Source organism: Neobacillus niacini (genome assembly GCF_023715785.1).
GTDB lineage: Bacteria > Bacillota > Bacilli > Bacillales > Cytobacillaceae > Neobacillus > Neobacillus niacini_E.
In genome coordinates this window covers 278,764-304,742 of record NZ_JAMBOX010000001.1, presented here as the reverse complement: position 1 = coordinate 304,742, position 25,979 = coordinate 278,764, and the positions used below count along the sequence as shown (strand labels likewise).

The 25,979-nt window shown below is 43.6% G+C and carries 28 protein-coding genes; 20 read left to right on the top strand and 8 right to left on the bottom strand.

Translation table 11 applies throughout. From position 1 onward, the window contains the following. Positions 1-3: 3 nt before the first annotated feature. From M3234_RS01540 to galE, 18 genes are all read left to right on the top strand, one after another. On the top strand, positions 4-1,515 hold the full coding sequence (locus tag M3234_RS01540) for a sulfatase (protein WP_262302989.1): 1,512 nt from the start codon (positions 4-6) through the stop codon (positions 1,513-1,515). A gap of 26 nt (positions 1,516-1,541) precedes the next feature. After that, complete coding sequence (gene ulaG, locus M3234_RS01535) at positions 1,542-2,606, top strand: L-ascorbate 6-phosphate lactonase (protein ID WP_262302988.1); 1,065 nt, start codon at positions 1,542-1,544, stop codon at positions 2,604-2,606. A gap of 30 nt (positions 2,607-2,636) precedes the next feature. Beyond that, positions 2,637-2,930 (top strand): PTS sugar transporter subunit IIB, encoded by a 294-nt coding sequence (locus M3234_RS01530; RefSeq protein ID WP_262302987.1) that lies wholly within the window; start codon positions 2,637-2,639, stop codon positions 2,928-2,930. Positions 2,931-3,026: 96 nt separating this feature from the next. After that, complete coding sequence (locus tag M3234_RS01525; protein ID WP_262302986.1) at positions 3,027-3,665, top strand: 3-keto-L-gulonate-6-phosphate decarboxylase UlaD; 639 nt, start codon at positions 3,027-3,029, stop codon at positions 3,663-3,665. After that, positions 3,565-4,551 carry an L-ribulose-5-phosphate 3-epimerase gene (locus M3234_RS01520; protein WP_262302985.1) on the top strand — a complete coding sequence of 329 codons (987 nt, stop codon included), beginning with the start codon at positions 3,565-3,567 and terminating at the stop codon, positions 4,549-4,551. The genes M3234_RS01525 and M3234_RS01520 overlap by 101 nt, the downstream gene beginning before the upstream one ends. After that, positions 4,523-5,233: an L-ribulose-5-phosphate 4-epimerase gene (locus M3234_RS01515; protein WP_262302984.1), complete on the top strand. Its 711-nt coding sequence runs from the start codon at positions 4,523-4,525 to the stop codon at positions 5,231-5,233. Before M3234_RS01520 ends, M3234_RS01515 begins: the two co-directional genes overlap by 29 nt. Positions 5,234-5,252: 19 nt before the next feature. Then, entirely contained in the window at positions 5,253-5,519 is a 267-nt protein-coding gene (locus M3234_RS01510; RefSeq protein ID WP_262302983.1) for a phosphocarrier protein HPr, read from the top strand. 306 nt (positions 5,520-5,825) lie between these two features. Next, positions 5,826-6,035, top strand: a complete 210-nt coding sequence (locus M3234_RS01505) for a hypothetical protein (protein ID WP_262302982.1) — start codon at positions 5,826-5,828, stop codon at positions 6,033-6,035. A 166-nt stretch (positions 6,036-6,201) separates the two neighbouring features. Further along, a complete protein-coding gene (locus M3234_RS01500) occupies positions 6,202-6,534 on the top strand; it encodes a hypothetical protein (protein WP_262302981.1) in 333 nt (110 codons plus the stop codon). After that, positions 6,429-6,902: an SPASM domain-containing protein gene (locus M3234_RS01495; protein WP_311315623.1), complete on the top strand. Its 474-nt coding sequence runs from the start codon at positions 6,429-6,431 to the stop codon at positions 6,900-6,902. The genes M3234_RS01500 and M3234_RS01495 overlap by 106 nt, the downstream gene beginning before the upstream one ends. Positions 6,903-7,082: 180 nt before the next feature. After that, positions 7,083-7,805: an ABC transporter ATP-binding protein gene (locus M3234_RS01490; protein WP_262302980.1), complete on the top strand. Its 723-nt coding sequence runs from the start codon at positions 7,083-7,085 to the stop codon at positions 7,803-7,805. Positions 7,806-7,817: 12 nt separating this feature from the next. Continuing rightward, positions 7,818-8,558, top strand: coding sequence for an ABC transporter permease (locus tag M3234_RS01485; protein ID WP_262302979.1), 741 nt, complete (start codon positions 7,818-7,820; stop codon positions 8,556-8,558). 647 nt (positions 8,559-9,205) lie between these two features. Beyond that, positions 9,206-9,976 (top strand): PP2C family protein-serine/threonine phosphatase, encoded by a 771-nt coding sequence (locus M3234_RS01480; protein WP_262302978.1) that lies wholly within the window; start codon positions 9,206-9,208, stop codon positions 9,974-9,976. 15 nt (positions 9,977-9,991) lie between these two features. After that, positions 9,992-11,680, top strand: coding sequence for a serine/threonine protein kinase (locus M3234_RS01475; protein ID WP_262302977.1), 1,689 nt, complete (start codon positions 9,992-9,994; stop codon positions 11,678-11,680). Positions 11,681-11,695: 15 nt separating this feature from the next. Further along, the gene (locus M3234_RS01470; protein ID WP_262302976.1) at positions 11,696-12,298 is read left to right on the top strand and encodes a hypothetical protein; all 603 of its coding nucleotides are present in this window, start codon (positions 11,696-11,698) and stop codon (positions 12,296-12,298) included. A gap of 51 nt (positions 12,299-12,349) precedes the next feature. After that, entirely contained in the window at positions 12,350-17,875 is a 5,526-nt protein-coding gene (locus tag M3234_RS01465) for an Ig-like domain-containing protein (RefSeq protein ID WP_262302975.1), read from the top strand. Positions 17,876-18,346: 471 nt separating this feature from the next. Continuing rightward, complete coding sequence (locus M3234_RS29150) at positions 18,347-18,478, top strand: hypothetical protein (RefSeq protein ID WP_285858185.1); 132 nt, start codon at positions 18,347-18,349, stop codon at positions 18,476-18,478. A gap of 193 nt (positions 18,479-18,671) precedes the next feature. After that, complete coding sequence (gene galE, locus M3234_RS01460) at positions 18,672-19,685, top strand: UDP-glucose 4-epimerase GalE (RefSeq protein ID WP_262302974.1); 1,014 nt, start codon at positions 18,672-18,674, stop codon at positions 19,683-19,685. 93 nt (positions 19,686-19,778) lie between these two features. Here the strand turns inward: galE and M3234_RS01455 are convergent, their stop codons facing one another. The 3 genes from M3234_RS01455 to M3234_RS01445 form a co-directional block, all read right to left on the bottom strand. Beyond that, positions 19,779-20,723, bottom strand: a complete 945-nt coding sequence (locus M3234_RS01455) for a DMT family transporter (protein ID WP_262302973.1) — start codon at positions 20,721-20,723, stop codon at positions 19,779-19,781. Positions 20,724-20,882: 159 nt separating this feature from the next. Beyond that, positions 20,883-21,641: a hypothetical protein gene (locus M3234_RS01450; RefSeq protein ID WP_262302972.1), complete on the bottom strand. Its 759-nt coding sequence runs from the start codon at positions 21,639-21,641 to the stop codon at positions 20,883-20,885. Then, positions 21,634-22,161, bottom strand: a complete 528-nt coding sequence (locus M3234_RS01445; protein ID WP_262302971.1) for an RNA polymerase sigma factor — start codon at positions 22,159-22,161, stop codon at positions 21,634-21,636. The genes M3234_RS01450 and M3234_RS01445 overlap by 8 nt, the downstream gene beginning before the upstream one ends. Positions 22,162-22,403: 242 nt before the next feature. Between M3234_RS01445 and M3234_RS01440 the strand changes: the two genes are divergently transcribed. After that, positions 22,404-23,132 carry a polysaccharide deacetylase family protein gene (locus M3234_RS01440; RefSeq protein ID WP_262302970.1) on the top strand — a complete coding sequence of 243 codons (729 nt, stop codon included), beginning with the start codon at positions 22,404-22,406 and terminating at the stop codon, positions 23,130-23,132. 50 nt (positions 23,133-23,182) lie between these two features. Here M3234_RS01440 and M3234_RS01435 read toward each other — a convergent pair whose 3' ends face one another. The 4 genes from M3234_RS01435 to M3234_RS01420 form a co-directional block, all read right to left on the bottom strand. Beyond that, positions 23,183-23,878 carry a DUF421 domain-containing protein gene (locus M3234_RS01435; protein ID WP_262302969.1) on the bottom strand — a complete coding sequence of 232 codons (696 nt, stop codon included), beginning with the start codon at positions 23,876-23,878 and terminating at the stop codon, positions 23,183-23,185. 207 nt (positions 23,879-24,085) lie between these two features. Continuing rightward, a complete protein-coding gene (locus M3234_RS01430; protein WP_262302968.1) occupies positions 24,086-24,322 on the bottom strand; it encodes a hypothetical protein in 237 nt (78 codons plus the stop codon). After that, positions 24,319-24,519 carry a hypothetical protein gene (locus tag M3234_RS01425; protein WP_262302967.1) on the bottom strand — a complete coding sequence of 67 codons (201 nt, stop codon included), beginning with the start codon at positions 24,517-24,519 and terminating at the stop codon, positions 24,319-24,321. Before M3234_RS01425 ends, M3234_RS01430 begins: the two co-directional genes overlap by 4 nt. Before the next feature lie 97 nt (positions 24,520-24,616). Then, positions 24,617-25,102 (bottom strand): hypothetical protein, encoded by a 486-nt coding sequence (locus M3234_RS01420; RefSeq protein WP_262302966.1) that lies wholly within the window; start codon positions 25,100-25,102, stop codon positions 24,617-24,619. Between the two features lie 147 nt (positions 25,103-25,249). Here M3234_RS01420 and M3234_RS01415 point away from each other — a divergent pair, with 147 nt between their 5' ends. Next, positions 25,250-25,636 (top strand): FxsA family protein, encoded by a 387-nt coding sequence (locus tag M3234_RS01415; protein WP_262302965.1) that lies wholly within the window; start codon positions 25,250-25,252, stop codon positions 25,634-25,636. Between the two features lie 127 nt (positions 25,637-25,763). On the opposite strand, the gene M3234_RS01410 is transcribed toward M3234_RS01415, so the two are convergent. Further along, positions 25,764-25,901 carry a hypothetical protein gene (locus M3234_RS01410; protein ID WP_262302964.1) on the bottom strand — a complete coding sequence of 46 codons (138 nt, stop codon included), beginning with the start codon at positions 25,899-25,901 and terminating at the stop codon, positions 25,764-25,766. Positions 25,902-25,979 lie beyond the last annotated feature (78 nt).

Sequence of the window (25,979 nt, the reverse complement as noted above, 5' to 3'; positions counted from 1 at the left end):
TGAATGAAAGCAATCGTAGTACTGTTTGATAGTTTGAATAAGCATTATCTTCCGCCATATGGAAATGAAGAAACATACGCACCGAACTTCAAACGATTGGCTGAACGGGGCGTAACCTTTGAAAATAGCTATGTTTCAAGTATGCCTTGTATTCCAGCCAGAAGAGAACTTCACACAGGTAGAAAGAATTTTCTGCACAGGGAATGGGGACCTCTTGAGCCGTTTGATGATTCCATGCCGGAATTGTTAAAAAAGTCTGGTGTTTATACTCATCTTATTAGCGATCATTTGCATTATTGGGAAGATGGCGGCTCAACCTACCATAATCGATATTCCTCTTGGGAGATTGTCAGAGGACAAGAGGGCGATCATTGGAAAGCCCAGGTTAGTGAACCGCATATACCGGAAGTAGTCCGTGTTCCAAGCAATCAGCAAGGAACCGCTACTTCCAGCCTCTGGCGCTATGATTGGGTGAATCGACAGTATATTCAAAGGGAGAAGGATCAGCCTCAGACAAAAGTATTTGACCTGGGTTGTGAATTCATTAATACCAACTGGAAAGAAGACAACTGGCTCCTTCAAATCGAAACCTTTGATCCGCATGAGCCATTTCAAGTGATGGACCACTATATGGATATTTATGACCATCACTATGAAGGAAGGCATTATGATTGGCCACGCGGAAAGCTAGATGGGGAAACAGAAGAGGAACTTAATCATGTGCGCCGGCAATATCAGGCGTTGGTTACGATGTGTGATTATAATTTAGGTAAAGTGCTGGATTTGATGGACCGTTATAACATGTGGGAAGACACGATGTTAATTGTCGGCACTGACCATGGATTTATGTTAGGTGAGCATCAGTACTGGGGGAAAAACCAAGTTCCATATTTCAATGAGGTTGCCAATACACCGCTTTTCGTTTATGATCCTCGCGCAAAAGCCAGTGATGAAAAAAGACAATCCCTTGTCCAGTTGATTGATTGGGCACCAACTTTACTGGAGTTCTTTCAGGTAGACATCCCTAAAGATATGGAAGGAAAGCCTTTGAAACAAACCATTGTGGATGATACTCCAGTGCGGGAAGCATGCTTGTATGGCGTTTTTAGCGGGCATGTCAATGTATCGGATGGGAAATATGTTTATATGCGAGCGGCATTGCCTGAAAAGATTAACGATTTGTACAATTACACATTAATGCCCATGCACATGCATAACCTTTTCTCGGTATCAGAACTATCAAAGGCTGAATTTGTAGACGGCTTTTCTTTTACGAAGGGTCTTAAGGTGTTGAAAATTCCGGCAAAAGACAAATACAAGGTGAATGATTGGGGAACGATGTTGTTTAATTTAGAAGCGGATCCGCATCAGGTACAGCCGATTCAAAACAAAGAAATTGAGGAAATGATGGTTGAAAAGCTTCTAACTTTAATGGACGAGAATGAGGCACCACCTGAGCAATATGAAAGAATCGGGCTTGAGAAAGAGTCTAAAGTAAATTTTTCACATAAATAAATACAATACTAGAGAGGCAGAGATAGATGGCGAATGTAAACGATATTACCCGCGAATCATGGATTTTAAACACATTCCCTGAGTGGGGTACATGGTTGAATGAAGAAATTGAAGAAACAATCGTTGAAAAAGGCACCTTTGCGGCCTGGTGGCTTGGCTGTACAGGGATTTGGCTAAAGACTGAAGGAAAGGCCAATATTCTCGTTGATCTATGGTGTGGAACAGGAAAGCGGACCGGTAAGAACAAATGGATGAAAGAAGGCCATCAGATGCAGCGAATGAGCGGCGTTCAAAAATTACAGCCTAATTTACGAACAGCCCCATTTGTCATCGACCCTTTTGCCATTAAGAATTTGGATGCATTAATTGTCACTCACTTTCATTCCGATCATCTTGATATCAATACAGCTGCAGCGGTTCTGCAAAATTGTGATGAGTCTGTTCCATTTATTGGTCCCCAAGCCGTTGTGGAAATTTGGAAGAACTGGGGAGTGCCTGCCGATAGATGTGTAGTCGTAAAACCAGGTGACGTGGTTAAAATCAAGGATGTAGAAGTCGTTGTTCTAGAGGCTTTTGACAGAACGGCATTGATTACAGCGGACGATGATGTAGTATTGAAAGGGAAAATGCCCCAAGATATGGATTTAGTGGCTGTTAACTACTTATTTAAAACACCTGGCGGAAGCTTATACCATGCTGGTGATTCCCATTACTCCAATATGTTTGCAAAGCATGGAAATGAGCATCAAGTTGATGTTTGCTTGGGCGCTTATGGTGAAAACCCAAGAGGGATTACCGATAAGGTTACCTCTGTAGATATGCTAAGAATGGCAGAATCCTTAAATGCAAAGGTTGTCATTCCTGTCCATTATGATATTTGGTCTAATTTCCAAGCCGATCCGAAAGAGCTCCAATTATTATGGGAAAGCAAAAAAGACCGGTTAAAATACTCGTTTAAACCATATGTTTGGCAGGTTGGCGGGAAGTTTGTATTCCCTGACAACAAGGATGACCTAGAGTATCATTATCCAAGAGGATTTGATGATGCATTCTCAAGAGAAAATGATGTACCATTTCCGTCCTTTTTATAAACCAAATTGCAGCTATAAGGAAGTATGTTAATGCAAAATATACTAGTCGTTTCAAGAAATGGTATTGGCTCTTGTATTATCCTAAAATATAAAATTGAAAAAATATTAAATGACTTGAGGTTGTTTAACTATCAGGTTTATCATTGCAGTTTAAATGATATGGGAAAGCATGACGTTGATTTAATCGTGACCCCTGCAAATTTATCCAATGATATTAAACCAATAAACAGGGTGCCTATCATAGCATTGCAAAATGTTATGGATGATCGCGAATTAAAACTGGAATTAGAGAACTGGTTCAAAGAAGTCAATATCCTACGTTAATACATGCAACAGTCTACTTTATGAAAGGTGGGCTGTTGCCACAAGAAATATTCAGAATAATCTGAAATAAATATCCTATAAAAGGAGATTTTCATTATGTCTCTACCTAACTTACAAATTGCATTGGATAATACAACATTAAGTGATGCCATTTCCTCTATATTAAAAGTTGGTGATGAGGTTGATATTGTAGAAGCTGGAACCATTTTGTGCCTTGCGGAGGGAATGGAAGCTGTCCGGTGCTTGCGAGCGATTTATCCTGATAAAATCATTCTAGCGGATACAAAATGTGCAGATGCAGGAGCCACTGTCGGCAAAAATTGTGCAGATGCCGGTGCCGATTGGATGACGGTTATTTGTTCTGCAACCATTCCGACCATGAAAGCTGCACTAAAAGAGGTAAAGGATTTGCAGGTTGAACTTTATGGCGATTGGACATTTGACCATGCACGTCAGTGGAAGGAAGCAGGTCTTACACAGGTTGTTTACCATCAAAGCCGTGATGCTCTGTTATCCGGCTTAACCTGGAGTGAATCTGATTTAGATAAAATCAAACAATTAGTGGAGATGGGATTTAAAGTTTCCGTGACAGGCGGATTGGAAGTCGAGACATTAAAACTATTTGAAGGCATTGATGTTTATACTTTCATTGCAGGAAGAAGCATTAGGGACGCCGCCGATCCAAAGCAGGCAGCTCGAGAATTTAAAGCTGAGATTGAACGGATTTGGGGGTAAGAAGGTTATGAACCCTATCGGGATCTATGAAAAAGCTTTACCAAAAGATATCTCCTGGCTGGAGAGGTTACGAATTGCGAAACGCTTGGGATTTGACTTTGTTGAAATGTCTATTGACGAATCGGATGAGAGATTAGACCGCCTTGACTGGACATCACAACAAAAGAAAGAATTTTTACTCGCAAAATTGGAAACTGGCATTTCCGTGCCATCTATCTGTCTTAGCGGGCATCGTCGTTTTCCTTTGGGTTCGCATGACCCTAACCTCCGTTCTCATGGGCTAACCATTATGCAAAAGGCCATTGATTTAGCACATGATTTGGGAGTCCGTGTTATTCAATTAGCTGGATATGATGTTTACTATGAGGCTAAAAGCCAACAGACCCGACAACTTTTTATTGAAAATTTAATCGTAAGCTGCCAATGGGCCGCAGAAAAGCAGATCATCCTTGCCATTGAAATTATGGATGACACCTTTATCAATTCTATTTCAAAGTATATTAAAATAGCGAATAAAGTAGACTCACCGTGGCTGTATGTCTATCCTGATTTGGGCAACTTATCGGCATGGGGAAATGACGCTGCCGAGGAGTTACGGATTGGCAAAAATGAAATTGCTGCCATTCATCTAAAGGATACTGTTCCCGTTTCATATAAAAATCTTGGCAAATTTAAAGATGTTCCTTTTGGTCAGGGATGTGTCGATTTTATTGGTTGTTTTCATACATTAAAAGAAATTGAGTATAATGGCCCATTTTTGATTGAAATGTGGTCTGAAAAATCCAATGATTACGAAGGCGAAATAAGAAAGGCTTTGGATTTCTTGATCCCAATCCTAAAGGAGGCTGGATTTGATTATGGAAACAAGTTTTTGCAAGCAATATAAGAAGAAGATACTTGAAGCAAATCTTGCCTTGCCAAAGGCGGGGTTAGTGAAATTAACTTGGGGAAATGTAAGTATGATAGACCGTGATGAAGGTATTATCGTCATTAAACCCAGCGGGGTTTCCTATTCGACAATGTCTTTCGATCAAATGGTTGTTACGGACTTGGATGGAAGGGTATTAGAAGGGAATTTATCCCCTTCTTCCGACCTACCGACACATCTTGTCCTGTATAAGGCGTTTCCGGAAATAGGCGCAGTCGTCCATACCCACTCTAAATATGCGGTCGAGTGGGCACAATCCGGAAGGGATATCCCTCCTTACGGCACGACTCATGCGGATGCTTTCTATGGGAATATTCCATGCACGAGGGAACTGACAGAAGAAGAGGTTCTAAAAGATTATGAAGTGGAAACTGGACGCGTGATTGTTGAAACCTTTACTTCAAGAGGTATTTCACCAATAGCTGTTCCAGGGGCGATCGTGAATGGACACGGCCCATTTACATGGGGGAAAGATGTGGATGCAGCCGTTATGAATAGCATTATACTAGAGGAAGTCGCGGAAATGGCTTTATTCTCCGAGCTATTAATGAAAGAAAGAAAGCCAATCCCAAATTATCTATTGGATAAGCATTATTATCGCAAACATGGCCCCAATGCTTATTATGGGCAAAGGGTGTAATGGAAGAGGAGGTTAAATGATGGCAGAAAAAATAATGAAGGTCATTGATCCAGCAGGGATTCATGCTCGTCCAGCCACCATCCTTGTTAAGGAAGCCACGAAATTTGATTCGGATGTAAACCTTGAGTTCAATGGGAAGTCAGTAAACTTAAAATCCATTATGGGCGTAATGTCCCTTGGAATTCCAAAAGGAGCCGAGATAAAAATTGTTGCATCGGGCTCAGATGAAGAGGACGTCATTACGTCTCTGGTGAATACAGTGGTGAAAGAAGGCGTCGGGCAATAATTGAAAAAGGGGATAGGGTTTAACACGACCTTATTCCTTTTTTTGCTTTTATCAATTCCAGTGATTCAAGTCATATACGTTTTCTTAAGAATCTTCTAGCATTGAATATATCATCCTGAGGGAGTGGACAAAGATGGCAGTGGGAGAATTCGCAGCGGGTGAAAAGATTTCAAGTGTTATGTGGAAAACAGTATCGGAGGCCTGTAATCTCGCATGTGACTATTGCTATTATAGCAGATGTAATGGAAGGCCAGATCAAATAGAACGAATAGAAGACGATGTCTTAAAAAAATTTATCCGTGAGTTATGGCCGTAAAAAAAGGAGTGGTGCCGTTTGCCTGGCAAGGCGGGGAGCCATTGTTAGCGGGAATTGACTTTTTTAAGAAAGTGGTTCATTTCCAAGCAAAATACGCACCTAATCATACGATTATTGGTAACGCCATTCAAACAAACGGCACCTTAATTGATCAGGAATGGGCGAATTCTTTAAAAAATATAATTTTCTGGTTGGGGTAAGTTTGGATGGTCCAGAGGAAATAAACGATGCCAGAAGGATAACCGGGTCACGGAAAGGCAGTTTCAAGTCCATTATGAGAGGCATCCAATTTTTAAAAGAGGCAAATATAGAGTTTAATATATTAACTGTCTTACACGAAAACAATATTTTTAAGCAAAAGAATTAATGGGTTTCTACAAAAGTCAGGGCTTCGGCTTTATTCAATTTATTCCTTGTATGGATTTTCAATCACAGAATCCAATCCAGTCAGGGAAATATTTGATTACGCCCCAACAATATGGTGACTTTCTGTGTGAAGTGTTTGACATTTGGCATAACAATGGAAATCCAGAAATTTCTGTTCGCTTCTTTGATAATATGCTTGCTGTCTATCTTCATAAACAAGCAGAAGCCTGTATCCATCAAAAGACCTGTCCAGAACAATTGTCTTTGAACAAAACGGTGATGCCTATCCGTGTGACTTTTTTATTGATGAAAAATATAAATTGGGAAATATAAGACACGATTCTCTAGAAAGTATTCTTTACCATGAACGAATGGAGCAGTTTTTATCGAAAAAGCCATCTCTTCCGGAACAATGTCAGTCCTGCGAATTACTTCATTTATGTCATGGAGGATGCCCAAGAAACCGCATAGGTGAAAATAACCATACGGGTGTCGAATTTTTTTGTGAAAGTTATAAACAGGTGTACCGCTATGCACATGGCAGAATGCTTAAACTCGCTGCTGCGATCAAGAGAAGCAGAATTAATAAAGCAAAATCGGCAGGTGCTCCATTGCCGGGAAGGAATGAACTCTGTCTTTGCGGCAGCCGGAAAAAGTTCAAGAAGTGCTGCGAAACTTTATTAATTTCAAAAATTAAATAAAACTTCCAAACCCCAAAAAGGATTGGCAAGGGACGGTCCTTTTTATTATCTAAAAAAAGTCAAAATACTTGCCTCAAATTTCATGCTTAATTTACACACAATAAACATTATTGATAGTAATATTTTACTATTTTATGATAAACTGGAAACGTATGAGCATGGGGGATAAGGGGGATAAAGATGGAAGGAACGGTAATTGAGTTACAAGACATACATAAAAGCTATGGAGATACGAAAGCAGTGAATGGAATTTCCCTGACTGTGAAAAAGGGAGAAGTCATGGGAATCATCGGTGCAAATGGCGCTGGTAAATCTACTACTCTAGAAATCATGATGGGGCTTCGTAGACCTGATTCCGGGACGGTAAAAGTTCTAGGGATGGATATAAAGGAACATGCGCAGGAAATCAAAAAGCGGATTGGGATTCAACTCCAGCAAACCGCATTATATGACCGGATTAAGGTGAAGGAAGCGTTGGAATTGTTCAGTTCCTACTATGATAAAAAGCGGGACTTGCAGGAGATTATCGATACATTGGGGATAAGGCCTTATTTGAATAAGTATGTGAAAAACCTTTCCGGCGGTTGGCAGCAGCGGACGTCGCTTGCGCTGGCCCTCGTCAATGACCCGGATATCATTTTTCTCGATGAACCGACAACCGGTTTGGACCCGCAAGCACGGCTCGAGTTGTGGGCATGTATCAACCGTTATCGTCAGGAGGGGAAGACGATTCTGTTGTCGACTCATTATATGGATGAGGCGCAAAAGCATTGTGACCGGATTGCGATTATTAAAAAAGGAAAGCTAGTGGCCTGTGATCGTCCGAAGTCGTTAATCTCTTCTTTGTTAAGCGAAGAGGGGACGATGGAGGATGTTTATTTACAGGTTGCGGTCGAAGCGTAAGGGGGAGTGTAGATGAATACCTTATTGACGCATACGAAAATGGAATTGAAGTTATTTTTTCGTGAAACATTGGCCATGCTGTTTACGTTTATTGTGCCGGCTGTCAGTTTTGTCGTGTTTGGCTTGATGTTTAAATCCAATACCTACGAGGGCGGCCTGGATTATTTTCAAGCGTATATTCCAGGGATGATTTCGATCATTATTTTTACCACCGCGTTTTTCTCGATGGGCCTGCAGGTTGTGATTGATCGGGAAAAAGGGGTCTACAAGCGTTTAATGGGCACTCCCTTGCAACAAAATGCCATTTTTACAGCCACAATTGCCAAAGGCTTCCTGGCGATTTATGTAGGGGCAATTGAAATCCTGCTGATTGCCAAGTTTTATTTCGGAGCAGACTTAACGCCAAATCCGTTTGAATTTTTCCTGGCGTTGACGTTTTGCTCGGTGACGTTTTTTTCGATTGGCTTTATTGTTTCAAGCCTTGCGAAGCGGATGCAAACCGCATTGGGCATAGCGATGGTTGCGATGTATCCGATGTTTTTTCTTTCGGGAGCGACTCTTCCGTTAGAATCACTGCCTGACATTTTGCAAAAAATGGCCGTAGCGGTTCCGTTAACCTATGTCGTAAATATATTGCGCGATGGCTGGAACGGAACGCTGTTCACCGCCGGGGCTGTAATGGATATCGCCGTTTTGGGAGGCATACTGGTGGTCTCGACATTGATTGGCACGAAATTTTTCCGTTGGACGTGAAGCAGGGAGCTGTTCCCCTGCTTCTTTTTTTTGGAGTGTGCATCGCACATGCAATAAGAATGCTTTATTGAAGACACATTTACTTATTTTTCCTCTGATTTTGTCCTCAATAGGGCTTATTGAAGACACTTTTCCTTATTTATCTAACAGATTTGTCCTCAATAGGGCTCATAGAAGACACTCTTCCTTATTTTCCTCACGTTTTTGTCTTCAAGAGCAAACGCACACACACCGAGAAAACCGTGCACCGTGTTGTATAGTCTATCCCGTTGCAAGCTTCCCCAAGAACAGTCAACATTATTCATTTGCCAATCCCTAAAACTTCGAGCTAAAGGGACTTTCAGACTATTTTGTCTATTTCACGAACAAAAACTAGCAATTTAATGGTAAAATCGGTTTGGTGGAAAAATTCATCCAGCAGTACTTTAGCAGATACCAACCAATCATTTGACGGATGGAGAAAATTCATCCAACCGACATCTAATATGACAATCCATCATGGAAATTTACGATACATAAAGATGAATTCATGGCCTATGTAACCGTTTTGAGACTAACACGGACCACCCAGGTCTTTATGCATAGTAAACTGGGGTCTTTTCTCGGTTTAAAGCATTTCATTCTATATAACTATAGGAAGGTAAAATATGGAAGTGTTAACTGCAGTACATACAGATATCGGAAATAAAAAAGCAACAAATCAGGATAGTTTATGTCTGAAAGTGGCCCAAACCTCGCTTGGAAAGGTTGTGCTAGCCGTCATATGTGATGGCATGGGTGGGCTTGCCAAAGGAGAGGTTGCCAGTGCCAGTGTCATCCATGCTTTTTCCAATTGGTTTGACAACGAGCTTCCTTCAAGGCTAGTGAGTGGAAGTTTTCACGAGCTTCAGCTTGATTGGGAGCGTATCATTCATGAGCAAAATCAACGAATTGCCGAGTACGGGCAGAGAGTAAACATTCAGCTTGGCACAACCTTAACCGCCATGCTGTTGATTGACACCAAGTTTATGCTCATTGGTCATGTCGGCGACACAAGGGCCTATCGAATCTCCAATCATAAACTCGAGGTCATGACAGAGGACCAGACGGTGGTCGGCAGGGAAATAAGGCGCGGTACGTTAACGCCCGAGCAGGCAAGACGGGACCCGAGACGGAATGTTCTGTTGCAATGCATCGGCGCATCAAAAGTGCTGGAACCCGATTTCATAAGCGGAACACCCGAACCGGAAGAGGTGTTTATGCTTTGTTCCGATGGTTTTCGCAATATGATTAGCGAAAACGAGATTCACTCCCTTTTCGCGCCTCGGGCATTAACCAATGAAACGATGATGGAGCAAAAAGCCAAGGAATTGGTGGCGCTTAATAAGCAAAGGCAGGAAACTGACAACATCTCTGTATTGCTTGTTAAAATTTCGTAAGGATGGGGATTTCTTTTGGCAGCAATAGGGTCTGTTATAGACGGGAAATATGAAATACTGAAGCTCATTGGCAAGGGCGGAATGTCAAAGGTATATCTGGCGATGGACAAACGTCTGAACAAACAATGGGCCGTCAAAGAGATTGAAAAAAAAGCCAGAGATAAACATAATGAGGTCGTCATTCAGAGCGCGATTGCTGAAGCGAACATGATCAAGATGCTTGACCATCAGGCCTTGCCGCGGATTGTCGATATTATCGATGATGGGCATGTTATTTTTGTCATCATGGACTATATCGAAGGGGAGCCCCTGAGCAAGATTTTGGACCAGGAAGGCGCCCAGCCTCAGGATTTAGTGATTGAATGGGCGATGCAGCTTTGCGAAGTGCTCGACTACTTACATACGAATACCCCCCCTATCATCTACCGGGATATGAAGCCGGCTAACGTCATGCTGAAGCCTGACGGCAATTTAAAATTAATAGACTTCGGAATTGCCAGAGAATATAAAGAGGAAAATCTGGCTGATACGGTCAATTTGGGAACAAAAGGCTATGCCGCGCCGGAGCAGTTCGGCGGAAAGGGGCAAACGGACCCAAGGACGGACGTCTACTGTCTCGGGGTCACGCTTTATCATCTCGTCACCGGCCAAAACCCAAGTGAACCTCCCTATGAGTTGTATCCGATCCGCCATTGGAATCCGCAATTATCCGGCGGCTTGGAAAAAATCATTCAAAAATGCACCCAACTAAATCCAGACGACCGCTACCAATCCTGTGCTGAGCTGCTCTATGCGCTGAATCATTATGAAGAAATGGATGACCTTTATCGCAACAAACAAAAGAAGAAACTCCGTCAATTCAGCCTGGTCGCCGGGGCCGCCCTGTTAAGCTTGGCCGTGGGCATTACCGGTCAGGCCATGAAAATCCAAACCGACAATGACGATTACTATCGCCATATTCAGATGGCTGAAAAGGCTTCAGCCGACAGTCATAAAATTAACTACTATTTAAAGGCGATTGACATCAAGCCGATTGAAAAAACGGCCTATGTCGGACTGATTGACGCGTTTAAAAATGATGCCGCCTTTACGGTCGAAGAAGAAGAACAGTTCAAGAAGAAAATAAATGCCCATCTCGTTGAAATACGTGAAATTCCCGGGTATGCCGATCTTGCCTTCGAGGTAGGTAAAGCCTATTGGTACTATTACGATTATGGGAAAACAGAAAACAGCGACAACCAGATTACGAGAATGAAAAGCTCGGTCCAATGGTTTGACGATGCCGTTAAGTACGGAGATAAGACCAGCAATTTTTATAAAATGGCTACGATTTACCGAGACATCGGCAAATTTAATCAGGACATTACCCTTCAGATTGAGGAAGCGTCTGATCAGGGCAAATACAAGCCGTACTGGGAAAATATCAAAAGTCTTGTAAAAATGATTGAAGAGAATCCGGATGAAAGTGAGATTGTCAAACTAGAACTCTACAAATTAACGATGTTTTCGGTAGAGATGTATGCCCGGAAGCTGAAGCTCGATGGCATAAAGGAAAATGATATTCGCGCTGTTGTCGATTCCGTCAAGAAAAGCACGAATAATGTTGCGGTTACCTCCGAAAAGACGGAGCTGATCAAAAATGATGTGATCAACCGCATTGAGCCAACCGAAAAAGCGATTGAAACCGCGTTTAGAAATTCATAGGAAGGGGGAATTCGAATGGATGCAGCGACTTGGCTAAAAATCTCCATCATCGGATACTCCCTTGCAGGAGTTCTGTTTGTAGTGGCGATCATTATGTTTTTTAAGATGAACATTCTTGCCATTATTGGGGATCTAAGCGGAAAAACAGCAGCGCGAAAAATCAAGGAGATTCGCGAACATAACAAAGGTGCGGACAACAAGCGGCTCCAGCCGAAAGCCTTTCGTCTCGACAGGGAGTCAAAGCGGCTGGGACGTACGGCGGGATTAGCGAAAATGGACAGAACCGGAGGGTTGACAGGAAAGTTCAGGAAGACAAACTCTAAAGTAGAGGAAACTCAGTTGATCGCTGCCGAAGCCCTGTCTACGGAGCTTTTGCCAAAAGGGGGCAACGATTCAACCGTACTGCTGGGCAATCATGAAGCTTCTCAATCAACCGCGCTGCTTTCCGAAGGTCATGCTCCTGAAGCAACTGTTCTTCTTTCCGAAGAGACAGAAATCCTGTCATATGGAACAACCATATTAGCTGCCACTGCTTTGTTGGAAAATGAGGCCGAGCCGGCTTTTGTGTTTAAGGTAGAAAAGGATATCGAGATTGTCCATACAAACGAAGTCATTTAGCCAAAGGGGAAGAAGACATTTATAAATTTATTTCTTCGGGGTGAGAGAAGCATGTATAGAAAGAGGAAATCAAGGGTTGCCCGCATGTTGGCGATTGTCCTTGCGGTTTTGTTGGTGACCTACAACATACCTTTTGGTGTGTTTACGAATGCATTTGCGGAAGGTGAACCTACAGAGGAACTTGTGACAGAGGAACCTGCAGTGGAGCAGCCTCCACAGGATCAATCTGATGAGGAGCCGCCAGGAGAAACGGATCCTGCCCTAGGTGATGGTGAGGAAGAACCAGTTGAACCGGCACCTGAGGATCCCGAGCCGGACAATGCGGCTAACACCTTCACGCTGACTTTTCAATATGACAGCAAACAAGGTAAAGTGCTGGATCGCGACAAAATTATTTCGAGCGGCGGTACGGTGGAACAAGTGAAGGAAGGGTCTACACCGGAGTTCAAGGTAATGCCAGAACCAACGTACCATGTCCAAAGCATCACTTTTGGCACAGTGCCGATTGAAATTCCAGCCCAATACACGAATGCAACAAAAGACTTCGAATTCACTGCTCCTGAAGTAAAGGAAGATGTCACAGTGGAGGTGGAATTCGAAAAAAACAGCTACACTGTGACCAATCTTGCCAGCGACAATGGTGAAGTGACTCTTGATGGCAAAATCAATGAGGGAGAATCCATGAAGGTTGAGGAAGGCAGCGATGTTACCGTTACGATGGTTCCTGATTTCGACTATACGGTCGATTCGTTAACAGTTACCAAGGATGGGGCTAAAACCGTCATCAACGATGGCTTTGTTGACAACGACGACAGTTTCACCTACACTGTCACCGGTATTACCGGGGATACCACGATTGAGGTTAGCTTTAAACAGCTTGAGGTATTGAAAGGCCCATGGGATCAATATGTAACGATTGCCGCATCAACCGGAACACACGTATATAAAGATCCCAAAAAGGAAATTTACGTGTTTTCCAACGGAGCGAAGGTAACGGTTTCTCCAAAGCCGGATTATACAAATCTATTACTCACTACTTCCGACAAGTCTCAACCAAAGTCAAGCTCCGTGTATACGATCACGAGTAATACCTCGATCAAGGAAATGAAAGTGAAAATGGGCAATAAAAAGAAGAGTGAGCGAAAAATTAGCTTGCCTGAAGATATCTTAATCTTGTTCGATACCCAAAACCCGGCTGTGAACAAACCTGTATTGGAGGGTCCCAATCATACCACCGTCAATGGGATCGATTGGTACAGCGGGGCAGTGAAGATTCCTGTTACGATTACCAACACAGAGCAGGATTACTTTGAAAATAAGAAACTGATTGCAACATATTCCTCTGAAATTGAAAAAGTTTATTACAGTAAGGATGCAGAAACAACGACTGTGGATGTTCCTTTTAATACGACAGAAAAAAATTACCCGATTTCGGCCGATGAATCTGGCATTTACAAGATAAGAGCGGTCGATAAAGCCGGAAATCCATCTTCTGTGAGAGATGTCACCATCAATATCGATAAAACCGCCCCAACCCTTGCGGAAGGCAGACCGGTAAAGGTAGAAAAGGTAAACGATGACCTTGTATCTAAGATCATTAATATTATTTCATTAGGATTTTTCGCTAATGAGGGGATTAAGGTGACAGTTCAGGCCAAGGATGAAGCGTCAGGCATAAAAGATATCTCGCTAATTGCCCATCAGGGGGATTCAAGCAAAACTGTTAATAAACTGAATGAAATTAAATTTGATGACAAAAATCAAAAAACTGCAACTGGAACCTTCCTGCTTAACGATGATAGTTTCGATGGCACGTTCTCCGTGGAAGTGACCGATAACGTCAACAATAAAGAAGAATATGAGGTCACAGATGATAATGTCGAGCCAGAAGGCAATGCTAAATTCGTGATTGACCGAGTCAAGCCAAATGTGGAAATAACAGTAGCTTCCGATGCAAAAGAAGAGCCATATATCAATGGCGATACGGAATATTATCGTTCCGATGTGAAGCTGAATGTCAAAGCGGAAGATCAGCAATCTGGTGTTCGGAAAGTAATGGTTAAACTGAACAACGAAGAATTAAAATCGGAGAATTTTTCTGATGCAACCGAAAGGAAAACAACAGTGGTTCTCGAACCAATTGACACCAGCACGCTGAAAAATAAGGGAAGAGAGTACACGTTCTCAGTAGATGTCGAGGATAATGCCGGCAATAAAAATAGCGCCGCCACACAAAGAGAGAAAATCGTAATTGACGAAACGGCGCCAGAATTGGAAAATGTCGAGTTTGATGTCGTTAACGATGGCAGTATCGCCAGAACACTCAATTTCTTAACTTTTGGAACCTTCTTTAATAAGAAAATCGACATCACTGTCAAAGTGAAGGACGATGCCTCCGGGATCAAGGATGTTGTCTTGCAGGCGGTAAAAGAGGGAACGGCTGAGCCGATCGCTGTTCCTGCCATGAAAGACAGCTTAACGAAAACCGGTTCAAGTGCAGAAAAGAAATTTGAACTTGATGTAGACAGTTTCAAGGGAACCTTCCAGGTAGAAGTGACCGACAATGTTGGCAACAAAAATCAAGAGCCTTACCTGGTCACTAGCTTAAATTCGAATATCCAATCTGGCGACAGCGGGATTGTGATGATTGAAAAAACCAATCCGGAAGCGGAGATTAAGATAACTCCGTTTACTGGCGAAACGTACTATAAGGACCCTGAGACCGGCGCAGAATACTATAGCGGCGACGTCACGTTTGATGTTCAAGCGAAGGATACCGATTCAGGCGTTAATGCTGTCAAAATTGACGTGAACGGTACTGTCATTAACGACGGTGATGACCCGTATTATTTTTACGAAAACAAAACAAAGGCAACCATGGTCACAGATAATATCAAACCGATTCATACGAATGATGAGGGAATTGCCATTGATCAGGAAGGGACCTACACGATTCATGTAGAGACGGTTGATAACGCCTTAAATGGTTTCGCAACCTCGAAAACTATTTTTAAAGATACAAAAAGCCCGGATAAGAATGACTTTCAGTTCGATTTTGCTGTCGATAAGCAGAATGTCAACCCAACCGAATCGCTCACCAACTCTGTTGAACTGACCGAGTACGGCTTTTTCTTTAAAAAGCCAATCACGGTTACCGTCAAAGCCAAGGACTTCGATGAGCAGAACGACTTTGATGCCACAAGTGGACTCAAATCGCTGACCATCTATCTGCAAGATTACGAGAAGGGCAAAACTTATGCTGTTACTGCAGATGGTACATTGGCAGAAATCGAAAGCTCGGCTGTGGATGGGATTGCCGGGATTCCGACAACAGAGGCATTCAGCTTTACCGTTCCGGCTTCTTTTAAAGGGCAAATTTTTGCAAAAGCAACGGACAATGTCAATAACTCTAGTGAGTTTGTCACACCGACCGGTACGGTTATTGAAGATGAAGCGCAGCACGCAAAAGAAACCCATATCACATTCGAAAAAGCGGAAACAAAATATAAGGACAACAACAACCTCGAGCTTTACAGCCATAATGTCAATGTGAAGCTGACTGTGACGGATACGTATTCAGGTCTCAAGCAGGTTGAATGGTGGGTAGAAGCGCCATATGACCGAGCCAATAATCAATATGGAAAGCTTGAAATCGCGGGTGACGGGAATTTCTTACCGGGCAGCCATGACGCTGGCTGGAGCAAGGATAAGCTGGACCACAACCTTGTGACAGAAATGAGCAAAACCATTACCGTCAGCCACAATAGCAATGACATTAAAGTAAAAGCAAAGATCACCGACCGGGCTGGAAACACAACGGAACAGGAACTAAAATTCAGCATCGACAAAACGGCGCCGACGATTAAGGTGACCTATGATAACAATACCGCGGATCCGGCGAATCCTGATTACTACAAGGCTGACCGGACCGCAACCATTGTCGTGACCGAGCGGAACTTTACCGCGAAAGATGTGGAATACCACATTACCAATACCGATGGCACGATTCCGTCGTTAGTGGGCTGGTCTACGGCAGTTAATGCACAGGACCCTGATAAGACGACACATACGGCCACCATCAAATTCACAGCCGACGGGGATTATACCTTTGATATCAAGTACAAGGACAACGCCGGCAACGCAGCACCTGCTGTTCCTCAGGATCGTTTTACTATCGATAAAACCATTCCTGTCATCAAGGTTTCTTACAACAATAATGCCGCAGCCAACGGCAACTATTACAAGGCAAGCAGAACCGCGACCATCTCGATTACCGAGCATAACTTTGATCCGAGCCGGGTGAAGATTACCGGCAGCGCATCCGATAATGGCAATCCGGCAGGCTTCCCGAACGCCAGTGGCTGGTCAAGAAGCGGCGATGTCCATACGGCTGTCATCCAATATAGTGCCGATGGCAAGTACAGCTTTGACATTGATTTTGTTGATATGGCCGGAAACCAGGCGGCCGACTATAAGGCAGAAGAGTTCGTAATCGACCAAACAGCACCGCAGCTTTCGATTACAGGGGTTGGGGATCAAACGGCCAATAATGGCGATGTGATTCCGATCGTTTCGTTCTCCGATACGAACTTTAATAAGAATGCCGTATCCATCAAGCTGACAGGCGCCAATCGCGGGGCTGTTGCGCTTGACGGTGATTATACCGATGGACCGAACGGCCAGGTATTTACGTTTAACAATTTTGAGAAGAAAAAAGAAGTCGACGATCTCTACACGTTGACAGCAACGCTTACGGATTTTGCCGGAAACGAATCAACCCAGACCATTCATTTTTCCGTCAACCGTTTTGGCTCCGTCTATGCTTTTGATGATTCCTTGAAAACTATCAACGGCAAGTATGTCCAGAAAGAAATGGATGTCATCCTGACTGAAACGAACGTGGACAGCCTAAAACAGGATAGTATTCATGTCAAAATGACCAAGAACGGCACTCCTTCCGATTTAGTGGAAGGAAAAGACTATACAGTGACTGAAACAGGGGGCAGCGGCCAGTGGAGCCAGTACAAGTACGTCATTAAAAAAGCTTTGTTTGCCGGCGATGGCAAATACACGATAGCTCTATACTCAGAGGATGCAGCAGGAAATGTCAATGAAAATATCGATGAGAAGAAGCAGGCCGAAATCTCCTTTGGAATCGACAAGACGGCTCCGGTGATTGTTCCGATTGATATCGAAAGCGGCGAACAGTATCCGCTGGAGACGAAAACAGCCACGGTCTCTGTCAAAGACAATCTTGTTCTTGAGGGTGCAACCTTCTATTTGAACGGGGAAAAAGTGAAGCATGAACAGAACGGGGAGAACTTCAGATTTGATATCCAGAGCTCAAACTTCAAGCAACATGTGAAGATGGTCGCGGTCGATGCGGCAGGAAACGAACTGACGAAAGAAGTCAACGATATTCTTGTATCGACAAACCCGATTGTTCGCTGGTATAACAATACGCCTCTGTTCGCCGGATCAATCGGCGGTATTGGCGGCCTGGCGATTGCTATTACAGCACTCGTCCTCTACCGCAGGCAGAAGAAGCTGGCAGATGTCGAAAAACAGGCAAGCTAACACCCATTTAGGTGATTTAGGTAGAGAACGGTTTTGATCGTAACACTTTTTGATAGGGGCAAGGCGATTACAATCGTCTTGCCTTAAAAAATCACCGGGAGATATGTTTTAACAAGGTTCACTCATTGATGCATTTGGGTCGGGAACGGCATCACCGTTCAGTTCGTCTTGAAGATACATAAGCTGAAAAAAGGATGATGTGGAAATGAAGCTAAAAAAGGCCTTGATAACGATTTCTTCAATCTTAATGATAGCGGGGGGCACTGGCTGTATGAAAGAGGATGCAGCTCAACAACTATTAACCTATCTTCACGATAAATATCAAACAATATACATATTTACTACTTTAATAGGGGAATTGACTTAGTTCTTTAGTCTTTTGAGAAAAAAACTGGAAAGTGGAAAAATTACAAGACAATTGAAAACGTTTGCAGTATAATAATAGTAGATAATAGGAAAGGGGATTCAACAATGGAACTAGTAATTGGACTACTTCAAAATGCCAAGCCGGAAGAGCCTAGTGAAGAACTTACCCCGCTAACAGTAGATGAAGAGACTGTGGAATCCTATGATTATGACTATAATAAAAGAATATGGTTTTAATATATAACTAATATAATGAAGCGAACCGTAACCCTAGTAAAATATCAAGGGTGGTTCGCTTTTATTTTTTCAACAAGGTACATTTTTAAAAGATCTTTGATTGGGCTAAACAAGTGCATCTGCTTCATTCTCTTGTCAAGTATTTTATGTTACTATCATTAAAAGAGAGTGTATAAAAAGGAGAGATCCGTTAGTGGCGATTTTGGTTACCGGCGGGGCCGGTTATATCGGCAGCCATACGTGTGTGGAACTGCTCAGTGCTGGACATGAAATCATTGTTTTAGATAACTTATCCAATAGTAAAATAGAATCTTTAAATCGGGTTAAAGCGATATCCGGTAAGGATTTTAAATTTTATCAGGTGGACTTGCTTGACCGGAATGGCGTGGAGGAAGTTTTTGCGGCCAACAGTATTGAGGCTGTTATCCATTTTGCCGGATTAAAGGCGGTCGGCGAATCGGTCTCGATTCCGCTTCATTATTATCACAATAACATCACCGGAACGTTGATTCTATGCGAGGTGATGGCGAAGTACGGTGTGAAAAAGCTGGTGTTCAGTTCTTCCGCAACCGTTTATGGCATGCCGGAACGGGTGCCGATTTCCGAGGATTTCTCGCTGAGTGCCACCAATCCATATGGCCGCACGAAGTTAATGATTGAAGAGATTTTACGAGATCTATATGTTTCAGATAATAGCTGGAGCATTGCCTTGTTGCGTTATTTCAACCCGATTGGGGCCCATGAGAGCGGTACGATTGGCGAAGACCCGAACGGGATCCCGAACAATTTAATGCCATTTATTACCCAGGTCGCGGTCGGAAAGCTGAAACAGTTGCAGGTTTTCGGCAATGATTACCCGACTGTCGATGGCACGGGAGTACGGGATTATATCCACGTGGTCGACCTGGCCAACGGACATCTAAAAGCGTTAGAAAAAGTCATGGATGTCACCGGTGTGGAAGCCTACAATCTGGGAACAGGGACAGGCTATAGCGTTTTGGAGATTGTTGCTGCGTTTGAAAAAGCCTCTGGAGTGGACATTCCTTATAAGATCGTTGATCGTCGTCCAGGGGATATTGCGGTTTGCTATGCAGACCCGGCCAAGGCAAAAAATGAACTGGGCTGGGCGGCTGAGCGGGGCATCGAAGACATGTGCCGCGATTCCTGGAAATGGCAAAAAAATAACCCGAATGGGTATGAAGCGTAGCCGACGGCACACAAAAAAGCACAGCCAGTTGAGCTGTGCTTTTTATTTGAGCTTTAAGAATTAGAACTAGCCTCGTAACTAATTTTAAAAAACCTACTGAACCTTTTGCAGATTCGAATCCTGCGGTTCTAAGATGGCTGCGTCAGGTTCCAGTTCCACTGGTGCAGGGCGTTGTTTTTTGCTGATAAAGAAGAATACCCCCAAAAGCACAAGCAAGCCACCGGAAATCTGCCAGCCGGACAGCCCCTCGCCAAGAAGGAAGTAGGCGAGAATCGTGGAACCGACGGGCTCTCCTAAAATACTCATCGAAATCGTGGTCGCATTCACGTAGTTTAACAGCCAGTTATTGATTACGTGGCTAACGGTTGGAACGATGGCAAGCAACAGAAAAATGCCCCACTCCTTCGCAGGGTACCCGGTCATCGGGGCTTGTATTACCAAATTATAGACCACCAGCACAATGGATGCGCTGAAAAACACGCAAAAGCTGTAAATCCAATGGGTAAATTGTTTGATGATGGTTTGGCCGATAAACAGGTAGCCCACAACAGCAATGACGCTCAAAAATGATAGGATGTCTCCTTTGATGGCCGCGGCGCTATGGCCAAGGTCACCCCAGCCAATCATCACGGCGCCAACAATAGCGATGCCCATCGTGGCCAAAGCGGATGTGGTTGTCCGTTCCTTAAACAGGAAAAACCCGCCAATTAATGAAACCAGCGGCTGCAACGCCAGGATGATGGTGGAACTGGCGACCGTTGTGTACTTCAACGAGCTAAACCACAGGACAAAATGGAGGGCGAGGAAAACGCCCGATAAAAATAACAGCGCTCCATTTTTTGGGCTGATCCGCCGGAATTCATGGCGATAGCGCCAGACCACCGGCGTTAACAGAAGACTGGCGAACAACATGCGATACATACTTAATATAGATGCCGGCGCATCCGACCATTTGACAAAAATAGCCGAAAACGAGATGGCGATGATTGAAATGGTCAACGGAAGCCCGATAGGAATTGGTCGTTGGTGCTGATTCATCGTTTTGGTTCTTCCTTTCTTAATAACTAAACATCAAAATGGACATTATTAAGCTACTATTATAACACGGAAAAGGGTAGAAGCAGACTCGAAACATGAAAAAACGCTGTTGATGATAATAATCAACAGCGTTGTTCAGTGGCCTTGCCGTTCCCGTGGTCACTCCACGATATAGAACTCTTTCAGCATTTCGTCAAATCGTGCGCCGTGGCCCTCTTCCGCTTCGAGGAACAGGGTTTGGGTGATGACAAAGCTGCCGCTGCCACCGTTGCTCATGACGTAGACTTTGGCGAGCGGGGTGTTCCACTCGGTCCCTTTCCCTTTTGCTGTAACCAATGTTGCTTTCATTGGGTAGGACACTTCCTCGGTGCGCAGGATTCCGCCGTATTCTTTCGCGAGTGTTGCCTTTACCTCTTCAATAGCCGCTCCTGGCTCCTTATTTTCCACCTGTTTGATCTCCATTTCCACCGATGGATATTTTTCAGGCAGCGCTTCTTTTAACACGACTTTATCTGATGCTTCTCCGGTCAAGAATTTGTAGCGCGCCTCATCAACGTATAAAACATACTTGGCTTTCTTTCCTTCGTGAAGGTTTAATTTTGTTTCTTCATCGGAACCTTCAATTTTTGTCGTGACATCCTTCTCCGGCGCAAATATCGATTTCACCTTGTCAATCATCGCGCTGCCTGTTGACGTTTGTGTGCCAAAGGCAATGAGCAATGATGCTGCTACGGCCATAAACAGGACGATTCGTTTTTTGCCTCGCTTTTGTTTTGCCGGCTTTATTCCGGTTCTGTTCGTTTCTTTTTCAAAAAGCTCGCCCTCAATCGCGTTCCACATTTCCATTGTATCCTTTGCTGAAAATACGGTCTCACTTTCCAACGCCTGTTTGATTTGCTCGTCCAATGATCTAGCCATGCAGATTCCCCCTCACATTTTCGTCCAGTGCACTCCGTAGCAGTTCTTTGCCTTTTTTTAGCCTGGTTTTGATGGTGTTTTGATTGGCCTTCAGCGTTTCTGCAATTTCTTTTTCCGTAAAGCCCTGCAAATATTTCAATATAATCGGTACCCGGTACATTTCATGGAGACCGGCAATCGCTTCCTTTAACTCCCGGTGTTGTTTTTCAGCTGAGGCAAATTCCTCGGCCTCGCCAATTGAGCGATTGAGGCGGGTGACATTCGCCTCCTTGGCCAACAGCCGATTGCATTCATTGATGACAATTTGAAAAAACCATGGGTCAAATCGTTTCGTTTCATCGAATTGCCCGATATATCTATACACGCGGATAAACGTCTCTTGCACGGCCTCCTTGGCCATTTCCTTGTTTCTCGTTATGTTAACAGCTACTCCAAGTGCCTTATGGACATACTCATCGTAAAAAGCTTTAAATTCCTTCTTATCGCCACTTTTCAACTTTCGTACCCGTTTTAAATCCACCGAAAACTCCCCTCCTTGCCTTTCACTAATATATACCAGAAAAGGCTGGGAAAAGTTTGCCTTCTAGTAAATTTTTTTAATAGAAGGCGAACCCCGGTTCATCACGGAGGTTCGCTTTTCTTTTTTGGGGATTGTCTCAATAGGACAAAGGACCGTTAGGCATGAAAAAACTGTAGTCACCTCAAATTTTTTCTTGTTTGGGGAATCATAAGGGAAATATCCGATGAGGTGAGGTAGGGGACATGAAAAAATATATATTTATGCTGTTAAGTCTTGTTTATTTAGGATTGGCATCACCGGTATCCGCACAGCAAGGGGTACCTATTTTGGTTTATCATTCGATTGCGGAATACAAAGGAACGGGTTCGAAAGAGTTATATGTAACACCAGAAAATTTTGAAATGCAGATGAAATATTTACGTGACCATGGCTTTACGCTGCTGACGTTCGAACGATGGCAGGAAATGGACAAGGTAAAGAAGCCAATTTTTATTACGTTTGATGATGGGTACAAAAATAATCTTAATGCCTTTCGGGTTTTTCAAAGCTTGAGAACCGAGCGTTTCTCGCCTGCCGCCACGATTTTTGTCATTTCGGACTTTATCGGCCGCTCAAACCGGTTGTCGGCAGAGGATTTAAAAAGGCTGGCCCAATCCGGCTATTTTTCGATTCAGTCCCATACCGCCACGCACCCCGATTTGACAAAGGTCACCAACTTTTCTCATGAACTAAAGGATGCAAAGGAGAAAATTGAACGAATCACGGGAAAACCCGTCATTGCCCTGAGTTATCCCTATGGAAGCTTCAGTAAAAAAGTGGTAGAGGAGACCAAAAAATATTACTCTTTTGGGATCACTACGACACCAGAGCATTTTACTCCAAAAGGAATGAAGGATGAACGCTATTATCTCCCGCGGATCTATGTGAAAAACTCAACAACAATCGATGAATTTGCCAAGATGGTGGAATAACTTGCAAAGGGAAGCTGTTCGCGATAACCGGGACGGTTTCCCGTTTTTTATCAATGAAGCAACTGATCTTCCCGTTTATCTATATACAAACTTCCATCCTGCTGCAGCTCCGCATAAAAAACATTGGAGAGCGTTGTCCCGGATTGGGCCAGCTGTTGGTGTACCCAGTCCTTGCTCAGGTTATATTGCTGTAAATTCTCTTCGATGATTTCCCCGTTTGAAATGATCTGAAACGGAATCGGGAATTGCGGCTGTTTGGGTTCTGCGATGGCATCCTGCCGTGTTAATGGCTGTTTAGACTCCTTCAGGAGAACGGTCAATTCACCGCTTGTTTCCATAATCCCATAATCGACCTCTTCAATGGAGAAGACATCTTTTGTGCGCAGCAAAGCCTGCAACTCATCCATATCGAGGCGTAGTTTTTTTAATGTATGCTCGAGCACTTTTCCTTGTTTGATGACAATGACCGGCTCCCCTTGGGTGATTTTTCGAAGCGTTTTGGATTTAAGACCAATAAATCCAACCAACACCGTGAGTCCGCACCATGTTAAAAGGCTAACCAGTCCGGTGGAAAATTTCAAGCTGGGGTCAACGGTCATCGTACCGGCAATCGCTCCAATCGATATCCCGGTGACATAATTGAAAAAGGTCAACTCTGATACCTGCTTCCTACCCATAATCCGTGTCAACAGCAACAACACGATGAACGCACCAACGGCCCGGGCAAAAACCTCGATCATACTCATAGGCATACCTCCTTGGACTAGATTGCCCCGCTCTAGTGGAGATTATAACCTGTCCAATTGGACGTTTTTTTTGAAAATAAGGTTTGGCGAAATAGAGTGGAAAATCGGAGAAATACGCCATGGATACGGCGAAATATGCACAAATTCGGCGAAAAGACCTTGCGGTAGAGGACGTTTCCAGCCCTTTTCAAAAAGAAAAACCCTTCATCAAAGGGCTTTCTGCTTTTCGGGAGGTTTTTCTGCCTCGGAACTTGTGAGGGCGGCATTGGAATGGGCGAAATTGTTGGAGTTGCCATGAATATTGCCGAGGCCTTGGTTATGCTTCTTGCTGCTCTTAAAATCTTCAATAAAGTTGTTGCCGATGCTGAAGCACGATGCCGCCTCAATACTGCCAATTTTAATGCTGCCGATATGAAAAGTGGGGGACAAAATCGGGGAGGTCACAGGCTTTCATCCTTCCTGGTTTTCGTTTTGACCCAACTGCTATTCGTGACGGCGTTTTCATCTCCGGTCAGGCTGCCGACTACTTCGTCACGGACAGTTACGCTGTGAAATTGTTTAAGGGTGTTCGTTTTTCCTAAAAAAACGCCTGCCGACTGGCCGGTTTTCGTAATCGTGATTGTGCCTAAAGTAAGTTGCATTGAAGGCGACCCCCTTTAGGATTATCATATTCAGTTTTTGGGCGAATGACACCATGGGATGAGGATTTATAAAGGTTGATAAAACGCAAAGGCCATTTCAGGGATCGTTGCGAAACCGAAAGCCATTCTTGGTTTTGGTCAAACCGGTCACGGCCTGAGCCTCTTCGGCCATGTGTTCAGCAGACGGTTTATTGGCCTTGTGCTTAGTCGTAGATTTTTCTGCTTTGCGTTTTGCTGTGTGCTCTTTGGACATATTTCCATCAGGGGTGGCATCGGCCATTGCCTCCTGTTTCCAAGCTTGCTTGTCAACTTTTTGAATAATCGATGCGGCAAAATCCTCCGAGCCGCTTATGTTGGTGCCAATCAATAATTTGCCGCTTAGTTCGTCGATTTCGATGTTGTCTAGCCGGAAAATGATGTTTTCCAAATGGTCGATTTGCACATGTTCAAGGTTGATGTTTTTTTCGGGGGCAGCCCTGGTCTGCTGCTGTTCCAAAAGCTGAATCACACGGTCCAATTTTTTTAGCAGAAGGGAATTGGTGTTATCTTCTTTTCGTTTCTTTTTCGAAAAAAATTCAAACATGAATAACTCCCCCCTCCTCTTCTAACTATATGAAGAAAAGGCGGGTCTTATTCAGGTCGGGGGATGAGACAGGCTGAGGAAGTAAGATGCAATATTTTCAATAGAACTTTATAATGGAATTATCCTTGCTAAGAAGGAGTGGCGTTCATGCGCTTACTTTTCATATTGATTGTTGTTGTGCCTGCGGCGGAAATCGGGGTACTGCTGTTGTCTGGGAAAACCATCGGCTTTTGGCCGACTTTATCGCTGATTATTTTGACAGGGGTTCTTGGGACATATTTAGCGAAAAGGGAAGGCTTGCAAACGATTCGCCGGGTCCAGGAGCAGATCACGATGGGCCAAATTCCTGGACAGGCTTTACTAGACGGAATCTGTATCTTGGTCGGCGGTACGTTGCTGCTCGCCCCAGGATTCATTACCGATATCGCCGGCTTTTTGATCCTGTTCCCACCGACTAGGAAATTTTTCAAACTATTGATTGCCAATTTCATCCGAAAACGAATCCAGAAGGGGAATATCAAGATTATTAATTGAATCGAATTGAAAAACTCATCTCATACAGGGAAGGGTTTTTGCGTTTCAAGACCGCGGGTGTCAGCCGCCAAGAGTTACGAAGAGAGCCCCTAATCCTTGGACTAGGGGCTCAAAATTTCTCAATATATTAAAAACTGTTTGCCAGAATTGTCACAACAGTGCTGAGCAGGACGGTGCCCAAGAGGATTGCCCCATTGATTATCGTCTTCTTTCTTTTCTTGCGCTGAAGGACCTCTTCTGGTGTCAGCCATAATCCCTTTGCCATCTTTCCATTCCCCTTTGGTGATTTATGTTATTTATTAATCTTATCTTGATCATGATGTTTTTATAGGACGAAAAACAT

Bases quoted from the DNA above. Each gene is read 5' to 3' on its own strand.
- M3234_RS01520 (WP_262302985.1), top strand. From the start codon at position 3,565: ATGTTTATACTTTCATTGCAGGAAGAAGCATTAGGGACGCCGCCGATC.
- M3234_RS01440 (WP_262302970.1), top strand. From the start codon at position 22,404: ATGAAAAAATATATATTTATGCTGTTAAGTCTTGTTTATTTAGGATTG.
- M3234_RS01455 (WP_262302973.1), bottom strand. From the start codon at position 20,723: ATGAATCAGCACCAACGACCAATTCCTATCGGGCTTCCGTTGACCATT.
- M3234_RS01525 (WP_262302986.1), top strand. From the start codon at position 3,027: ATGTCTCTACCTAACTTACAAATTGCATTGGATAATACAACATTAAGT.
- M3234_RS01510 (WP_262302983.1), top strand. From the start codon at position 5,253: ATGGCAGAAAAAATAATGAAGGTCATTGATCCAGCAGGGATTCATGCT.
- M3234_RS01505 (WP_262302982.1), top strand. From the start codon at position 5,826: ATGGCCGTAAAAAAAGGAGTGGTGCCGTTTGCCTGGCAAGGCGGGGAG.
- M3234_RS01410 (WP_262302964.1), bottom strand. From the start codon at position 25,901: ATGGCAAAGGGATTATGGCTGACACCAGAAGAGGTCCTTCAGCGCAAG.
- M3234_RS01540 (WP_262302989.1), top strand. From the start codon at position 4: ATGAAAGCAATCGTAGTACTGTTTGATAGTTTGAATAAGCATTATCTT.
- M3234_RS01470 (WP_262302976.1), top strand. From the start codon at position 11,696: ATGGATGCAGCGACTTGGCTAAAAATCTCCATCATCGGATACTCCCTT.
- M3234_RS01435 (WP_262302969.1), bottom strand. From the start codon at position 23,878: ATGAGTATGATCGAGGTTTTTGCCCGGGCCGTTGGTGCGTTCATCGTG.
- M3234_RS01490 (WP_262302980.1), top strand. From the start codon at position 7,083: ATGGAAGGAACGGTAATTGAGTTACAAGACATACATAAAAGCTATGGA.
- ulaG (WP_262302988.1), top strand. From the start codon at position 1,542: ATGGCGAATGTAAACGATATTACCCGCGAATCATGGATTTTAAACACA.
- M3234_RS01425 (WP_262302967.1), bottom strand. From the start codon at position 24,519: ATGCAACTTACTTTAGGCACAATCACGATTACGAAAACCGGCCAGTCG.
- M3234_RS01415 (WP_262302965.1), top strand. From the start codon at position 25,250: ATGCGCTTACTTTTCATATTGATTGTTGTTGTGCCTGCGGCGGAAATC.
- M3234_RS01485 (WP_262302979.1), top strand. From the start codon at position 7,818: ATGAATACCTTATTGACGCATACGAAAATGGAATTGAAGTTATTTTTT.
- M3234_RS01500 (WP_262302981.1), top strand. From the start codon at position 6,202: ATGGGTTTCTACAAAAGTCAGGGCTTCGGCTTTATTCAATTTATTCCT.
- M3234_RS01420 (WP_262302966.1), bottom strand. From the start codon at position 25,102: ATGTTTGAATTTTTTTCGAAAAAGAAACGAAAAGAAGATAACACCAAT.
- M3234_RS01515 (WP_262302984.1), top strand. From the start codon at position 4,523: ATGGAAACAAGTTTTTGCAAGCAATATAAGAAGAAGATACTTGAAGCA.
- M3234_RS01450 (WP_262302972.1), bottom strand. From the start codon at position 21,641: ATGGCTAGATCATTGGACGAGCAAATCAAACAGGCGTTGGAAAGTGAG.
- M3234_RS01480 (WP_262302978.1), top strand. From the start codon at position 9,206: ATGGAAGTGTTAACTGCAGTACATACAGATATCGGAAATAAAAAAGCA.
- M3234_RS01465 (WP_262302975.1), top strand. From the start codon at position 12,350: ATGTATAGAAAGAGGAAATCAAGGGTTGCCCGCATGTTGGCGATTGTC.
- M3234_RS29150 (WP_285858185.1), top strand. From the start codon at position 18,347: ATGGAACTAGTAATTGGACTACTTCAAAATGCCAAGCCGGAAGAGCCT.
- M3234_RS01530 (WP_262302987.1), top strand. From the start codon at position 2,637: ATGCAAAATATACTAGTCGTTTCAAGAAATGGTATTGGCTCTTGTATT.